We start from the raw sequence: 15392 nt of genomic DNA on the forward strand, positions 1-15392 counted from the left end.
ATGATGGTGGGGGAGGGAAAGGCCCATGGGCGAGGGCGCAGCCGAAGACAACGACCAGGCGGGCAGGGCGAATGCCCAGCAGCGGATTGCGCAGTGGGTCCGCGACTATAGCCGCCTGCCCGGCATCCCCGACGAGTTCCTGGGGCCCGACGGTGCGCCGCGCGCGGTCTGGAGCCGCTTCTTCGACGCCTTCGGCGCGCTGGCGCCCGACGAGATCGAGCGCCGCTTCGGCATGGCCGATCGCCATCTCCGCGAGGCCGGCGTCACCTACCGCGCGCCCGGCGATAGCGCCGACCGGCCCTGGTCGATCAGCCATCTGCCGCTTTTGATCGACGAGGCCGACTGGCAGCAGCTTTGCGCCGGCATCACCCAGCGCGCCGAGCTGCTCGAGCGCGTGCTGCGCGACATCTATGGCGAGGGGCGCCTCGTGGCCGAAGGCGCGCTCCCGGCCGCGGCGATCGCCGGCAGTCCCGAATATCTCCGTCCGGTCTGCGGCGTGCCGCCGCCCGGCGGACGTTATCTCTCGATCTATGCCGCCGATGTCGGCCGCGGGCCCGACGGCCGCTGGTGGGTGCTCGGCGACCGCACCCAGGCGCCATCGGGTGCGGGCTACGCGCTGGAGAACCGCCTGGTGCTGTCGCGCGCCTTCTCCGATCTCTACAAGTCGATGAACGTGCCGCGCGTCGCGCCGTTTTTCGAGGCGTTCCGCGACAGCTTGCGCGCGCGCGCCGATCGCGACGAGCCCAGGATCGGCGTGCTCACTCCCGGTAGCTTCAGCGAGACCTATTTCGAGCACGCGACGCTGGCGCGCTATCTCGGCTTCCTGCTGGTCGAGGGCGACGACCTCGCGGTCAGCGACGACCGCGTCCACATTCGCACCGTCGCCGGCCTGAAGCGGCTGGATGTGCTGTTGCGCCGGGTCGATTCCAACTCGCTCGACCCGCTCGAGCTCGATGCCTCCTCGCGGCTCGGTGTGCCCGGCCTCATCGACGTGCTGCGCAAGGACGGCGTCGTCGTCGCCAACATGCCGGGCTCGGGCGTTTTGGAGGCGCGGGCGCTGCTCGGCTTCCTGCCGGCGCTGAGCCGTCGCCTGCTCGGCGAAGACCTGAAGATGCCGCACATCGCGACCTGGTGGTGCGGCCAGCGCGTGGCGCGCGACGAGGTGCTGGCGCGGCTCGACGAGGTCGCGATCGAAGGCGCCTATCGGCGCGGCGTTCCCGGTTTCGACAGCAATGGTCCGGTGCTCGCGAGCGAGCTCGACGCGAGCGGACGGCAGCGCCTGATCGATGCGATCAGCGCGCGCGGCATGGACTATGTCGGGCAGGAGGTGGTGCGGCTCTCGACCATGCCGGTGTGGGAGCACGGGCAGCTCACGCCGCGCCCCTTCGTGCTGCGCGTGTTCGCCGCCGCCACGCCCGACGGCTGGGCCATCATGCCCGGCGGCTTCTGCCGCATCGCCGAGCAGCCGGACGCGCGCGCGGTGTCGATGGGCGACGGCGCGCGCGCCGCCGACGTCTGGGTCGTCTCCGACAAGCAGGTCGCGACCGCGACGCTTCTGCCCGCGACCGACAAGGTGCGCATCCGCCGCATCGCCGGCGTGCTGCCGAGCCGCGCCGCCGACAATCTGTTCTGGCTCGGCCGCTATCTCGAGCGCGCCGAGGCGACGCTGCGGCTGGTGCGCGCCTTGGGCTCGCCGAGCGGGCCGAACAAGGGCACCGCGGCCTCGGTGCAATCGGCCGAACGCATCCAGCGCCTGCTGGTCGCCTGGGGCGCGGTCTCGCAATCCTCGCGCACGGCCGCGGGCCGTATCGTCGCCGAAGCGCTGCAGGGCGCGGAGCGTTTCGGATCGGCCCTGTCGCTGGTGAGGGCGGCGCAGCGCACGGCGACCTCCTTGCGCGAGCGGCTGTCGCCCGATGCCTGGCAGGTGATCACCGAGATGGCCGAGCGCCTCGCCATCGAGGTGGAGGACGACGACAGCGTGCTGAGCGCCGCCGAGCTGACCCTGCAGGAGCTGGCGAGCTTCGCAGGGCTCGCGCAGGAGAACATGAATCGCGCCGCGGGCTGGCGCTTCCTCGACATCGGCCGCCGCATCGAGCGCGCCATCAACACCACGCGCTTCACCCGCCAGTTCGCCTATGACGAGGCCGGCGACGAGGATCTCGACATCCTGCTGACGCTGGTGGATTGCCAGATCACCTACCGCTCGCGTTATCTGCTGGCGCCGATCCTCGCCCCGGTGCGCGACCTTGCGGTGCTCGACGGCTACAATCCGCGTTCGGTGGCGTTTCAGGTGACGACGCTGAACGAGCACATTGCGGCGCTGCCGAGCCTGAAGGAGCATGGCCTGATCGAGAAGCCGCAGCGTCTCGCCGTGGCGATGCAGGCGATGCTCGCGACCGCCGAGGCCGAGAAGCTCGAGGTCAAGACGCTGTTCGCCCTGGAGCAGGATCTGCTCAGCCTCGGCGAGGCGATCGGGCAGCACTACTTCCCTCACGGTCCCAATGCCAGCCGTCCGGAAAAGCTGACGGGGCTGGCGTGATCTACGACATCCGTCACGTCACCACCTACGAGTACGAGAATCCCGTCAGCTTCGCCCGCTGCACGCTGCGGCTGGAGCCGCGAGGCGGCGTCGGCCAGGAGCTGATCTCGCACGAGGTCGAGATCCATCCGCGCCCGGCCGAGCGCAATGTGCGGCGCGACTTCTTCGGCACGCTGACCGAGAGCGTGACGATCGAAGCCGCGCATCGCAATCTGCGCATCGACTCGCGCTCGCGTGTCTCGGTGTCGCGCCGGCCGCCGGCGCGCGATGCGGTCAGCCCGCCCTGGGAGAGCGTCCGCGACATCGCGTTCGAAGCCACCAGCCTCGGGCCGTCCTCCCCGGTCGGTTATGTCTTTGCCAGTCCCCTGGTTCCGGTGCTGCGCCCGGTCAGCGCCTATGCGGGCATGAGCTTTCCGCCCGGCGCGGGCATCCTCACTGGGGCCGTCGACCTGATGCGTCGCATCCGCGGCGAATTCCGCTACGATCCGAAGGCGACCGTGATCTCGACACCGCTCGACGAAGTCTTCGACAAGCGTCACGGCGTCTGCCAGGACTTCGCCCATGTCATGATTGCCGGGCTGCGCGGGCTCGGCCTGCCCGCGGCCTATGTCAGCGGCTATTTGCGCACCATTCCGCCGCCGGGCCAGCCGCGGCTGCAAGGTGCCGACGCCACCCATGCCTGGGTGTCGCTGTGGTGCGGGGCCGAGCTCGGCTGGATCGACCTCGATCCGACCAACGATCTCCTCATCGGCAACGATCACATCGTGCTCGCCATGGGGCGCGATTTTTCCGACGTCTCGCCGGTCGACGGCATCATCGTCGGCTCGCCCAAGCAGAAGCTCAATGTCGCCGTCGACGTGCTGCTGGTGGAGTAGGGCGGGTGCTCAGAAGCGTCGCGAAGCGGAAGTCTGCCAGCTCTGTCATTTTGTGAATTGTGTTCGTACCGCCTCACCCGTCCGGGGATCCAGCCAAACGGCGTAACAACTCATGCTGTTGGCTCGGATTAACTCACCTTCAAGGGCTACACCGACGAAGCAGTCGTTCGGTTCGCTCGTTGGAAGCTTCGCCTTCCACCTCACGCTCCCGTCAGGTTCAAAGCAAACCAGATTTTCCTCGGGCTCAGAAGCCGGCGCCCATTCAAAGACGACCAGCTGACCGGCATCGTCGGGAAGATCAACAGATGCGTAGATTTTTCTCATAACAGTAGAGGTCATCCCCTGGGAGGCTTTTCATATCAGGACAAGCGGGCGATGTCGCCTGCGGGCGCCCATCTCCGACCTAGCGTGAGGGATGCCAACGCGCCGCTATACATGGCGGTGCGGACTCTACAAGGAGTGCAGCGCGGGTTTATGAGCGCACGCCCTGGTAATGGTCGTGCGCTCGCCCCTTCACCGCACCATGGTCTCGCGATCCCAAGCCTTGTAGTCCGGCGAACCCTGGGTGCGGATCGGACCGTCATAGCCGTACTCCACCATGTGCACGGTCACGTAGTCCTCCCCGAAAAATGCGACGCCGTAGGATTGCGGCAGGTCGCAGGCGCTCAGCAGCTTGGTCTCGGAGAACAGCGGATAGCTCGCGTGGTTGGTGCCGCGCAGCGACGAGACGGGCACGCCGGCAATCGAGCCGGCGAGAGGCAAGTGGCAATGCCCGAAGAAGACGTGGCGGATCTTGGCCCGATGGCGGCTGACGAGATGGCGGAATGGAGCTTCGTCGAGCAGGCCGATCTGGTCGAACGGGACGAGATGCACCGGCATGGGGTTGTGGTGCATGAAGAGCAGGAACGGCCCGTCATGCTCGGAAAGCCGTGCCTCAAGCCAGCCGAGACGATCGCCACAATAGCGGCCGGCGTGCGTTTCCGGATGCGCGGTGTCGAGGAATAGACAGCGACCGGCAGCGGTGTCGTGGATGCCCTGGACGAAACCGTTGTCGTCGGCGAGGTCGGGGAACACGCTCAGGAAGGCCGCGCGTCGGTCGTGGTTGCCGATGCACAGCCGCACCGGCAGGGGATATGCGTCGAGGCGCTGCTTGAGCCATTGATAATCGGCGAGATCGCCCCAATCCGAGAGGTCGCCGGTGATCACCATCAACTCGGCGTCGTGATGGTCGTTCAGCGCATGCGCCAGCGCCCGCTCGAAATTAACGCGCGGATCGCGGCCGCCGATGGTCGCGCCGGGCGCCGTCAGGTGAATGTCGCTCAGATGCAGCAGTTTCATCGCCAGCTCCGGTTATCGAGGCGGCACGGGGCGCCGAGGGCGTCCCGTGCCGGTGGATGTCAGCACGCTCAGCGCGCCGCGCCTGTCGTCTTTGGCAGCAGCTTCTGCACGTCCGCGGTCATGTCGGCGAGGACGGCTTCCGGCTCCCTGGCGCGCGCGCCTGAGATGATCGAGTTGAGATGATCCTTGATCACGTCGGTGATCTTGAGGCCGTTGTCGCCGGGGAAGGCGTACCATTTGGTAAGCAGCGCGAGCTGGCTGACCGCGGTGTAGTTGTTGGGGTTCTTGACGTAGAAGTCCTTGAGGTAGACGTCGTTGGCGACCTTGTTCGGCGGCATGTAGCCGGTGGTCTCCGCCATGATCGCGGCGCCCTTGGGGCCGGTCCAGAACTTCACCGCTTCCCAGGCCGCGTCGCGCTTGGCCTTGTCCTTGGCGAGGATCAACACGACATTGCCACCGGCCGGCAGCCTGCCGTTCGGAGAGACGACGTCCGGGAACGGGATCGTCTTCAGCGCGAATTTACCGCCGGTCATCTGCGTGACCTTGTTGAGATCCGAGGTCGAGGTGATGTGGAAGCCGGTCTTGCCGGCCGCGAACGTCGCGCGCATCGACGGCTGGTCGAGATTGGGCATGCCGCCCTCGTTGACGAGCCGCGCGATCGTGTTGATGGCGAACTTGCCTTCCGCCCCGTCGAACGCGACCTTGGTCTCGTCGGCGTTGAGCATGGTGCCGCCGCGCGCGAACACCGGCGCCTGCCACAGCCAGTTGCCGGTGATGTCCCAGGCATAGGTGACGCCGTTGGTGTCGTTGCCGAGCGCCTTGATCTTCCTGGCGAGTGCGATCAACTCGTCCCAGCTCTTCGGCAAATTGTTGACGTCGCCGCCGGCCTGCTTCACCAGGTCGAGATTGACGTAGACGATCGGCAGCGAGATCGCGAAGGGCAGGGCGTAGACCTTGCCGCTGGCGGTGCCGATGTCGAACATCGCCTGGTGGAAGCCCTGCTTGTCGAAATCCTTTTCGGCGGCGATGTAGCCGTCGAGCGGGGCCGGGATGTTCTTGTCGACCAGGACGCGGATGCGGTTCAAGCCCTGGAACGAGACGTCAGGCATCTGATTGGTCACGGCTTCGCGCAGCACCTTCTGGGTGCCGTCCTCGTAGGATTCGTAAGGCGCCCGCATTGTGACCTTGATCTCCGGGCGCACCTTGGCGAATTCCTCGGCGATGCGCTTGTGCGTCTCGGTGAACAGCTCCGGATAGGGATATTGCATCACGATCTCGGTCTTTGTCTGCGCGAGCGCAGATCCGGCCACGAGCGACAGAACCGCCGCGGCGATGATGGACTTCAGCATGGATAGACTCCTTGGTTGAGGTGACGTCGTTACTTGATCCCGGTCAGGGTGATGCCCTCGATGAAACGGCGCTGGGCAAAGAGGAAAGCGATCACGAGCGGCGCGATGATCACCATCGCCGCCGCCATCAGCGGGCCGTAGCTGGTGCCGGCCTCGTTGTTGCGGAAATGGGCGACCGCGAGCGGGGGCGTACGCAGGTGCTCGCTGTTGAGCACGATCAGCGGCCAGAAATAGTCGTTCCAATGCGCGACCACGGAGAAGATGCCGAAGGCGGTCACGGCGGGAATCGCGGCCGGCAGCATCACCCGCCAAACGATGCCGAATTCGGAGATGCCGTCCATGCGCGCGGCGTCGACGAGATCGTCGGGCACGGTCTTGAAGAACTGGCGCATCAGGAAGATGCCGAACACCGAGATGGTGAAGGGCAGCACCAGCGCGGCATAGCTGTCGAGCAGGCCGATCGTGTGCAGCAGCAGGAAGACCGGGATCGCGGTCGCCTGCGGCGGGATCAGGATCCCGAACAGCACCAGGGCGAACAGCGTCTCGCGGCCGAGGAAGCGAAGTTTTGCGAGCGCGTAGGCCGCCGGCAGCGCCACCATCACCTGCAGCACGAAGATCGAGACCGTGACGATGACGCCGTTGAGCAGGAAGCGCAGCAAATTGGCCTTGGCGAAGGCCTCGCGCAGATTCTCCACCAGCGCGAACTGGTACGGGACCAGGTGCAATTCGCTGGAGAAGATCTCGGTCTGCGGCTTGGATGCGGTCGAGATCATCCAGATGAAGGGGGCCAGCATGAGCGCGGCGCCCGCGATCAGCAGCACGTGGCGGAGGATCGCCCGGACTGGGATGGGATGCGCGTTGCTCATGTGTAATGCACCCCGCGATCGGCGAGCCTCGATTTAATCAGAGTGAGCAGGAGAACGAACACCAGGAAGACGACGGTGATTGCCGCGGCGTAGCCCGAGCGGAAGAACTCGAACCCTTCCGTGTACATGGTGTGGATCAGCACCTCCGTGGATTTCGACGGGCCGCCCTTGGTCAACACGTGCACGGTGTCGAACACCTGGAACGAGCGGATGCCGGAGATCACGACGACGAATGTCGTGACCGGCCCCAGCATCGGCCAGGTCACGAGGCGGAAGCGCGCCCAGCCGCTCGACGCACCGTCGATTTCGGCCGCCTCGTAGAGTTGCTTGGGGATGGAGACGAGGCCGGCGAGAAACAGCACCATGTTGAAGCCGACCGCCTGCCAGATGCCGATCGCGCACAGCGCATAGAGGGCGGTGCTGCGGTCCTGCAGCCAGGCGAAGGCCGGCAGGCCCGCGCCGCGCAACAACCCGTTCACGAGGCCGAATTGCGGGTGCAGCATGAATTCCCACACCACCGCCATCGCGATCAGGGTTGCCATGACTGGCAGGAAATAGATCGTCCGGTAGAGGCTGCGCAGGCTGGCGCCGCTCTGGATTAGCAGCGCGATCGCAAGCCCTGCGATCACGGCACCGGGCACCACGATCACGACGTAGGTCAGCGTGTTGCGCAGCGCGGTCCAGAACACCTTGTCGGCGAACAGGTCCTGGTAGTTGGCGAGCCCGATCCAGGAGAAATGCGGCGCGCCGAGCTGATAGTCGGTGAAGGAGAGGGCGATCACGCCGGCGAGTGGACCGAGCAGCATGACCAGCATGAGCGCGGCGGCCGGCGTCACCAGCGCGTAGGCGGAGTACGCGCGTCGGCTGCCATGGGCCGGCAGCGTGCGCCTTGGCGTGCCCGCGGGAGCGCCGGCCGCCCCGATGGTCATGGAGCCGTCAGACATGGGCGGGCTCTCGGATGCGCTCGGCCTGCTCCACTCTGAGCTCGATCCGTTTCCCCGCCGGATCGAACATCCGCACCGCATCTGGTGCGAAGCCGAAGGCGACGGAGCTTGCCATCGCCGGCAAATGCTTGACGTCCGCGAGCCGCGCGATCAGGCGCGACCCGGTGCCTTCGACCGCGAGATGCACGAAGGCCTCGGCGCCGAGATTCTCCAGATGGACGACGGTTCCGGAGAACGGCCCGGTGCCGAGCTCGATCCGCTCCGGACGGACCCCGATGCGGCAATCGCCGGCCGCCGCATTGCACGTAAGTTTCAAGGCGGTCCCCAGCAGATCGACGCCGCCGTCCTTTCGGATCCGGCCGGGGAGGATGTTGATCTTGGGGCTGCCGATGAATTCGGCAACGCGGATGTCGCCGGGCTCGTTGTAGATCTCGGCCGGCGTGCCGGCCTGGATCAGCTCACCGCCCATCATGACGGCGATCCGGCTCGACATCGTCATCGCTTCGGCCTGGTCGTGCGTGACGTAGACGAACGTCGCGTTGAGGCGACGGTGCAGCTCGGCGAGTTCTGCGCGCATGTGGACGCGCAGCTTCGCGTCGAGATTGGAGAGCGGTTCGTCGAACAGGAAGGCGAGCGGCTCGCGCACCATGGCGCGTCCGACCGCGACGCGCTGCCGCTGTCCGCCGGACAATTGCCCGGGCTTGCGCCGTAGCAAGGGAGCGATGTCGAGCTGCTCGGCAATCGCTTCGACATCGGCGCGAATGTGCCGTTCCTTGGCGCGCCGGCCCGGCAGCAGCGCACCCAGCAGTGGCAGTCGCTCGATCGCGGAGAGGCGCCGCATCCGCAGCGGCACCGCGATATTGTCGAAGGCGCTCAAATGCGGATAAAGCGCATAGGATTGGAATACCATCGCGAGGTTGCGCGCGCTCGGGCGAATGCCGTCCACGGGGCGGCCGTCGATGTGGACCTCGCCGGAATTTTGCGGCTCGAGCCCGGCAATGATGCGAAGCAGGGTCGACTTGCCGCAGCCGGACGGGCCGACCAGCGAGATGAACTCGCCGTCGGCGATGCGGAAATCGATGCCTTTCAGGACGTCGGTGCCGTCAAAGGACTTGCGGATTGCGGAAAGTTCGATTTGCGCCATGCGCGCTGATCCCCTGCTGGCCCGTTTGCGGCGCATGAGGAGTAGGAAGCGCGTCTGACATTCACATAACGGTCAATGGCCCGGCTTATGGTCGTCCCAGGTTTTGCTTTCAGGTCCGGAAGACGGGGAAGAACGATCTTGGGTTGCTTGTCGTGGCGTTGACGTCGTCGCGTGTCCGGGCGGTCAATGCGGTGTTCGAGACCGGCAGCTTTGCCGCTGCGGCAAGGCGGCTCGGGGTGTCGCAGCCGGCCGTTGCGCAGCTGGTGCGGGATCTGGAGGCCGAGTTCGGGGTGGCGCTGTTCGACCGGCACGGCCAGACCCTGATCGCGACGTCGCTGTGTCGGCGGCTCTATGCCGCAACGAGCCGCATGCAGGCGGTCGAGGCCGATGCGCTCGCCATCCTGCAGCAGCGCGACGAGCTCACGGGGGGTGAGCTTCGCATCGGGCTCGGCAACGCCATGCCCGGCATGGCGTTGATCGCGGCGTTCCGCAATCTCTATCCGAAGATCCAGATCAACATCGAGATCGGCAGCTGGTCGGCGATCATGGCCGCGGTGGTCGACCAGCGCGTCGACGTCGCCGTACTGCCGGAGGTGCCGCAGGACAACCGCTTCCGGCGCGAGCCTTGCGTGCAGCAACGCGTCGTTGCGATCTGCCATCCCGTTCACGACCTCAGCCGCCAGTCGCGCGTGTCCATCGCCGGCCTCATGCAATATCCGCTGGTGTTCCGGACCCGGGATTCCGCGACCCAGCGCGCCGTGGACAGGGCGTTTCGCGCCCTCGATTTGCGCGCCAGTCCGGCGATCATCGTCAATACGCGCGAGGGGATGCTGGAGGCGGTCGCCAACCGGCTTGGCGTCGGCTTCGTCTGGGAGCACGGCTCGAGCCGCATCGACCGGATCGCGAAGGTGGCGATCGCGGAAATCGAGGCGGAGTCGCCCGAATACATCTTCTCGCTGTCCGGCAAGCGCGGCAAGCTGGTCGAGCTGTTCTATCTCGCCAGAAGCCTTTCGCGCCCGGCCGATGGCGCCGATATCCTGGCCGCGCCCTGAGCGGCCGCCTTGCCGCCGCCTTGGGTTGTGCTGAAATGTGACGGCAACCGTGATGTTGCGCAGCGGGACGGTAAGGTATTTGCGTATTTTCCGTCCCCGAAGTTTGGTTACCCGGCCCAAGATGGGCTATGCTCCCCGCTGCGTCGACGACAAGAATGAGACGTCGGGAGATGGCATGGGATACCAGCGGCGGACGGGGCTGCGTCCATGATAACCTTACCCAGACTGGCAGCTGAATCGCTGGAGCAGTTCCTCGGCAACTTCATGCGCCGCCGGTACGATGAGACTTCCGCAAGCATCGTTGCAAGCGCAACCCGTACCGCGATGGAATGCATCGGCAACAGCGATGCGCTCTACCACAATATCGAGCATACGATGCTGGTGACCCTGGCCGCCCAGGCGATCCTCCGCGGCCGAAGCCTTCATACCCATCTTTCGGCGGAAGATTACGTTCATGTCCTGATCGCCTGCCTCGCCCACGACATCGGCTATGTCCGCGGCCTGTTCGAGGAGGATGACGCCGACGGCTTCGTCATCGACGCCGCCGACAACAAGATCTCGTTGCCGCGCGGCGCGTCGGACGCGAGCCTGATGATGTATCACGTCGACCGTTCGAAGCTGTACGTAACGCGGCGGCTGCGCCATATCCCGGGAGTCGATCCGGAGCGCGTTGCCCGCGCCATCGAGGGGACGCGCTTTCCCGCCCGTGAAGGGCAGGAATACGACGACGAAGCCTCGATCCTGCGTGCGGCCGACTTCATCGGCCAGCTCGGCGATCCCAACTATCTGCGCAAGGCCAACGCGCTCTATTACGAGTTCGAGGAGGTCGGCATCAACCGCCAGCTCGGCTACGACTCGCCCGCCGACATCGTGAACCGCTACCCGCAATTCTATTGGAACAGCGTTGCTCCGCACATCCAGACCGAGATCGGCTATCTCAACAAGACCGAGATCGGCCGGCAATGGATCGCCAACCTCTACAGCAACGTGTTCCGCGCCGAACGTGACATCTCGCTGTCCGGTCCGCAGAAATAGGCCCCTTGTAGCCTCGTAGCCCGGATGGAGCGTAAGCGAAATCCGGGAATCGCGGATACAGGCGTCCCCGCATTGTGCTTCGCTCCATGCGGGCTACAAGAGCTCTGCGCAACGAGATCATCCGTGAGCAAATCATGCAACAAAAAACCATCATCACTGATATCCTCGACATCGCTTATCGCGAATACGGTGCGCCGGACGGCTGGCCCTGCATCATGGGACATGGCTTTCCCTATGACGCGAACGCCTATGCCGAGGCCGCGCCGATCCTCGCCGAGGCCGGCGCCCGCGTGCTGGTGCCCTGGCTGCGCGGTTACGGGCCGACGCGGTTTCGCTTCGCCGAGACGCTGCGCTCCGGCGAGCAGGCGGCGTTAGGTGCCGATCTCTTGGCCTTCATGGATGCGCTCGGGATCAAGCGGGCCATCGTCGGCGGCTATGATTGGGGCGGGCGCGCCGCCTGCGTGGTTTCGGCGCTCCATCCGGAGCGCGTGATCGGTCTCGTCTCCGGCAATTCCTACAACATCCAGAACATCGCCCTCGCCATGGAGCCGGCCTCGCCGCCGGAGGAGGCGGCGTTCTGGTATCAGTATCTCTTCCACAATGAGCGCGGCCGCCGCGCCTTGGAGCGCAACCGCCGCGGCTTTGCCCGTCAGCTCTGGACGATGTGGTCGCCGAAATGGGCCTTCGATGACGCGACGTTCGAGACAAGCGCCGTGTCATTCGACAATCCTGACTTCGTCGACGTCGTGATCCATTCCTACCGCCATCGCTACGCGCTGGTGGCGGGTGATCCCGCCTATGCGGGAATCGAGGCGAAGCTTGCCGCGCAGCCGCCGATCCGTGTCCCGACGATCGCGATCGACGGCGACAGCGATGGCGTCAATTCCGGCACCGCCCACCACGCGCGCAAGTTCGAGGGATTTTTCGAGCGGCGCGTCTTCACCGATGCCGGTCATAATTTGCCGCAGGAACGGCCGGCCGAATGGGCACAGGCCGTGATCGACGTGCGGAAAGCGGCCGCGTCATAGGCGGCCCCGAGGCGCCCTCGGCGCACCTCATCATGAGGGGATTGGCGGGTCGGCACTAGGCCCTCCACCCGTTCCCCCAAATTTCCCCGACTTTCGGGAACCTTTTCCGATTGCGGCCGTCCAAGCTGTGGGTCCGCTTCCATATGCGGGCTCGTTGCAGGGGAGAAGCTTGATGAAGTCACAAGTGCGCAAGCTGGAACGTGTCGCGGTGGCGCAGGCGCCGTCCGATCGGCCTGAGAGGGCGGAGGTCGAACAGGCGATCCGGACCATGATCCGCTGGGCCGGCGATGATCCCGCGCGCGACGGTTTGCGCGAGACACCTGCTCGCGTTGCACGCGCGTTCGCAGAGTATTTTTCCGGATACGCGCAGGATCCGACCGAGATCCTGCAGAAGACCTTCGAGGAGATCGAGGGCTATGACGAGATGATCGTCCTGCGCGGCGTTCGCTTCGAGAGTCATTGCGAGCACCACATGGCGCCGATCGTCGGTCGCGCCTGGGTCGCCTATATTCCGCAGGGGCGCGTCGTCGGCATCTCCAAGCTCGCACGCGTGGTGGACGTCTACGCAAAACGGCTCCAGATCCAGGAGAAGATGACCGCGCAAATCGCCAACACCATCAACGACGTGCTCAAGCCCGAAGGCGTCGGCGTCATCATCAAGGCGACGCATCACTGCATGACCACGCGCGGCGCGCACAAGCCCGGGACCGATCTCGTCACCAGCCGTATGCTGGGTGTGTTCCGCGACAATGCGCTGACGCGCCAGGAACTGCTGGGGCTCGCCAGTTCGGACGATTGACCTGCGCTCGGCGCTGAACGCCGCATTCGATCTTGATTTGCGTCAAGGTTGCGGCAGGCGAGGTCTGCTCTGCTGGGTGTTGTCTCGGTCGGGTGCGTGCTATCATGGCGTGTGCCCGGGGGCTTCGCATGCAGGAGTGGCCCATGACAACTGCGTCAGATACGTCTCATCCGTCCGGTCTCGGCTCGGGAATGGCTGCGCTACACGCCAAATGGGGCTGGATCGTCGCGCTCGGCGTCGTCTACCTGATTGCCGGCTTCGTCGCGCTCGGCAGCATGGTGATGGCAACGGTGGCGAGCGTGATCGTGGTCGGCGCAATGATGATCGTCGCCGGCGTCACCGAGGTGATTGGCGCATTCCAGATGAAGAGCTGGGGAAAGTTCCTGATCTGGGCCTTGCTCGGTGTGCTCTACATCGTTGCCGGCTTCCTCACCTTCGCGAACCCGCTCTTCGCCGCGGTTCTGCTCACGCTGTTCCTCGGCGCCTCGCTGCTGGCCTCCGGAGCGGTCAGGCTGTTTCTCGCCTTCAGCATGAAGCGCGAAAGCCCGTGGGGCTGGGTGGCAGTGTCGGCCGTCGTCACGCTGCTGCTCGGGCTGCTGATCCTGGTGCGCTGGCCGGTGAACAGCGTCTACATCCTCGGCCTGTTCCTCGGCATCGACCTGATCATGGCCGGTGCCGGATGGGTCAGCTTGGGCTTCGCCTTGAAGCGGCGCGGCTAAAGCATGATCCGGAAAAGTGCCGAAGCGGTTTTCCGGAAAGCTCATGCGTCAACAACAACCTGACGCGCGATGACGATTCATCAAAATCTCGTCGCGCTTCAGGCGATGCCATCAGCAACTCGACGCAAGACCATCTTGATGAACTCCGCTGAGCTGAGGTGCTGACAAGAAGCAGCACGCGCGTGACCCTCTCGCGCCGCGATGATCATCGGGGAGAAACCATGAAAGCCGCTTTGGCCCTGGCCGCAGCGCTGGCTGCCGCCTGCTTGTCCGCTCCTGTCTCCGCGCAAAAATCCTACGGTCCTGGAGTTAGCGACACCGAGATCAAGATCGGCAACACCATGCCCTATAGCGGCCCGGCATCGCCGCTCAGCATCACGGGACGGGTGATCTCCGCCTATTTCGACGAGATCAACGAGAAGGGCGGCGTTGGCGGCCGCAAGCTCAACCTGATCTCGCTCGACGATGCCTTCTCGCCGCCCAAGACCATGGAAGCCGCGCGGCGCCTCGTCGAAGGCGACGGCGTCGCCTTCATCTTCGCCACCATGGGCACGGCGCCGAGCTCGGCGATCGCAAAATATCTCAACAGCAACAAGGTGCCGCAGATCTTCCTGATCAGCTCGGCCTCGAAGTGGAACGATCCCGCCAACATGCCTTGGTCGATCGCGCTGCCCTGGGCGCCGAACTACACCAGCGAGGCTGCGATCGACGTCGCCTATGCCCGCGCCAGGAACCCGAATGCGCGCTTTGCGGTGCTCTACCAGAACGACGACGCCGGCAAGGAATATCTTCGCGGCGTCAAGGAGGCGCTCGGTGCCGACGCCGACAAGGCGATCGCGATGGCCTCGAGCTTCGAGGTCGCCGATCCCACCGTCGATTCCCAGGTCCTGACGCTCGCCAATACCAAGGCCGACGTCTTCATGATCTATTCGGTGACGCCGCGCGCCTGCGCGCAGGCGATCCGCAAGGCGCACGAGGTCGGCTGGCAGCCGACGCGCTTTCTGGCTTCCGGCTGCGCCAACAAGGCTACCGTGATGGCGCCCGCTGGCCTGGAGGCCGGCAAGGGTGTGCTGTCGCTCGGCGCGCTCAAGCCGTTCGTCGAGGCGCCGAAGGACGATCCGGCGATGATGGCCTATATCGACTTCATGAAGAAGCGCCTGCCCAATGCCGACATCAACAACGTCGCCGGCCTCTATGGCTACACCGTCGCCGAGGCGCTGGTGGCGCTGCTGAAGCAGTGCAAGGACAATCTGACGCGCGAGAACATCATGGCGCAGGCCGCGAATCTGAAGAACGTGCCGCTGTCGCTCCTGATGCCCGGCATCACCCTCAACACCACGCCGCAGGATTTCCGCCCGATCAAGGACGGCTACATGCTCCAGTTCGACGGCAACGACTGGGTGGTGGCAAGCGAGCTGTTGCGCGGGACGTGAGGCATGAAATAGCGGCCACACGGCGGTGCACCCTCTCCCCTTGTGGGAGAGGGGGGATGCGCGAAGCGCAGCCGGGTGAGGGGTTTCTCTCCGCGTGCGAAGCTGTCTGTTGTGCTTGCGGAGACAACCCCTCATCCGGCGCTTCGCTGTCCAGCGGATGGATTGGTAACAAAACAGACCGGATGGATAGGTAACAATCGTTCATGGTTCGGTCCGCTGCGGCGCAGCGCTAGCGCAGCGCCGCAGCGTTGATGTTTTCTGATCGATGATG

The 15392-nt window shown here is 65.4% G+C and carries 13 protein-coding genes; 8 read left to right on the forward strand and 5 right to left on the reverse strand.

The annotated features are described in order from the left end of the window. Window positions 1-25 precede the first annotated feature (25 nt). Complete coding sequence (locus I6F17_RS35345; protein ID WP_109144443.1) at window positions 26-2539, forward strand: circularly permuted type 2 ATP-grasp protein; 2514 nt, start codon at window positions 26-28, stop codon at window positions 2537-2539. Continuing rightward, window positions 2536-3414, forward strand: a complete 879-nt coding sequence (locus I6F17_RS35350; protein ID WP_225131065.1) for a transglutaminase family protein — start codon at window positions 2536-2538, stop codon at window positions 3412-3414. The genes I6F17_RS35345 and I6F17_RS35350 overlap by 4 nt, the downstream gene beginning before the upstream one ends. A 513-nt stretch (window positions 3415-3927) precedes the next feature. Here the strand turns inward: I6F17_RS35350 and I6F17_RS35355 are convergent. From I6F17_RS35355 to I6F17_RS35375, 5 genes are all read right to left on the reverse strand, one after another. Continuing rightward, complete coding sequence (locus I6F17_RS35355) at window positions 3928-4752, reverse strand: phosphodiesterase (protein ID WP_225131064.1); 825 nt, start codon at window positions 4750-4752, stop codon at window positions 3928-3930. A gap of 68 nt (window positions 4753-4820) precedes the next feature. Further along, the gene (locus I6F17_RS35360) at window positions 4821-6101 is read right to left on the reverse strand and encodes an ABC transporter substrate-binding protein (RefSeq protein WP_225131063.1); all 1281 of its coding nucleotides are present in this window, start codon (window positions 6099-6101) and stop codon (window positions 4821-4823) included. A gap of 29 nt (window positions 6102-6130) precedes the next feature. Then, on the reverse strand, window positions 6131-6967 hold the full coding sequence (locus I6F17_RS35365; protein WP_225131062.1) for a carbohydrate ABC transporter permease: 837 nt from the start codon (window positions 6965-6967) through the stop codon (window positions 6131-6133). After that, on the reverse strand, window positions 6964-7782 hold the full coding sequence (locus I6F17_RS35370) for a sugar ABC transporter permease (RefSeq protein WP_346657043.1): 819 nt from the start codon (window positions 7780-7782) through the stop codon (window positions 6964-6966). Before I6F17_RS35370 ends, I6F17_RS35365 begins: the two co-directional genes overlap by 4 nt. Before the next feature lie 121 nt (window positions 7783-7903). After that, window positions 7904-9055, reverse strand: a complete 1152-nt coding sequence (locus I6F17_RS35375) for an ABC transporter ATP-binding protein (protein ID WP_225131060.1) — start codon at window positions 9053-9055, stop codon at window positions 7904-7906. A 152-nt stretch (window positions 9056-9207) separates the two neighbouring features. Here I6F17_RS35375 and I6F17_RS35380 point away from each other — a divergent pair, with 152 nt between their 5' ends. From I6F17_RS35380 to I6F17_RS35405, 6 genes are all read left to right on the forward strand, one after another. Then, window positions 9208-10107 (forward strand): LysR family transcriptional regulator, encoded by a 900-nt coding sequence (locus tag I6F17_RS35380; protein WP_225131059.1) that lies wholly within the window; start codon window positions 9208-9210, stop codon window positions 10105-10107. Window positions 10108-10314: 207 nt separating this feature from the next. Continuing rightward, window positions 10315-11142, forward strand: a complete 828-nt coding sequence (locus tag I6F17_RS35385) for an HD domain-containing protein (RefSeq protein ID WP_036023069.1) — start codon at window positions 10315-10317, stop codon at window positions 11140-11142. A gap of 134 nt (window positions 11143-11276) precedes the next feature. Continuing rightward, entirely contained in the window at window positions 11277-12170 is an 894-nt protein-coding gene (locus I6F17_RS35390) for an alpha/beta hydrolase (RefSeq protein WP_225131058.1), read from the forward strand. A 172-nt stretch (window positions 12171-12342) separates the two neighbouring features. Next, window positions 12343-12969: a GTP cyclohydrolase I FolE gene (gene folE / locus I6F17_RS35395; RefSeq protein WP_225131057.1), complete on the forward strand. Its 627-nt coding sequence runs from the start codon at window positions 12343-12345 to the stop codon at window positions 12967-12969. A gap of 143 nt (window positions 12970-13112) precedes the next feature. Next, window positions 13113-13688, forward strand: a complete 576-nt coding sequence (locus tag I6F17_RS35400; protein ID WP_036006124.1) for an HdeD family acid-resistance protein — start codon at window positions 13113-13115, stop codon at window positions 13686-13688. Window positions 13689-13909: 221 nt separating this feature from the next. After that, window positions 13910-15121 carry an ABC transporter substrate-binding protein gene (locus tag I6F17_RS35405; RefSeq protein WP_225131056.1) on the forward strand — a complete coding sequence of 404 codons (1212 nt, stop codon included), beginning with the start codon at window positions 13910-13912 and terminating at the stop codon, window positions 15119-15121. Window positions 15122-15392 lie beyond the last annotated feature (271 nt).

It is taken from the genome of Bradyrhizobium sp. NBAIM18 (assembly GCF_020193825.1).
In the GTDB taxonomy this organism is placed as follows: domain Bacteria; phylum Pseudomonadota; class Alphaproteobacteria; order Rhizobiales; family Xanthobacteraceae; genus Bradyrhizobium; species Bradyrhizobium yuanmingense.

Bases quoted from the DNA above. Each gene is read 5' to 3' on its own strand.
- I6F17_RS35370 (WP_346657043.1), bottom strand. From the start codon at position 7,782: ATGCTGGTCATGCTGCTCGGTCCACTCGCCGGCGTGATCGCCCTCTCC.
- I6F17_RS35355 (WP_225131064.1), bottom strand. From the start codon at position 4,752: ATGAAACTGCTGCATCTGAGCGACATTCACCTGACGGCGCCCGGCGCG.
- folE (WP_225131057.1), top strand. From the start codon at position 12,343: ATGAAGTCACAAGTGCGCAAGCTGGAACGTGTCGCGGTGGCGCAGGCG.
- I6F17_RS35405 (WP_225131056.1), top strand. From the start codon at position 13,910: ATGAAAGCCGCTTTGGCCCTGGCCGCAGCGCTGGCTGCCGCCTGCTTG.
- I6F17_RS35365 (WP_225131062.1), bottom strand. From the start codon at position 6,967: ATGAGCAACGCGCATCCCATCCCAGTCCGGGCGATCCTCCGCCACGTG.
- I6F17_RS35345 (WP_109144443.1), top strand. From the start codon at position 26: ATGGGCGAGGGCGCAGCCGAAGACAACGACCAGGCGGGCAGGGCGAAT.
- I6F17_RS35400 (WP_036006124.1), top strand. From the start codon at position 13,113: ATGACAACTGCGTCAGATACGTCTCATCCGTCCGGTCTCGGCTCGGGA.
- I6F17_RS35375 (WP_225131060.1), bottom strand. From the start codon at position 9,055: ATGGCGCAAATCGAACTTTCCGCAATCCGCAAGTCCTTTGACGGCACC.
- I6F17_RS35390 (WP_225131058.1), top strand. From the start codon at position 11,277: ATGCAACAAAAAACCATCATCACTGATATCCTCGACATCGCTTATCGC.
- I6F17_RS35385 (WP_036023069.1), top strand. From the start codon at position 10,315: ATGATAACCTTACCCAGACTGGCAGCTGAATCGCTGGAGCAGTTCCTC.
- I6F17_RS35360 (WP_225131063.1), bottom strand. From the start codon at position 6,101: ATGCTGAAGTCCATCATCGCCGCGGCGGTTCTGTCGCTCGTGGCCGGA.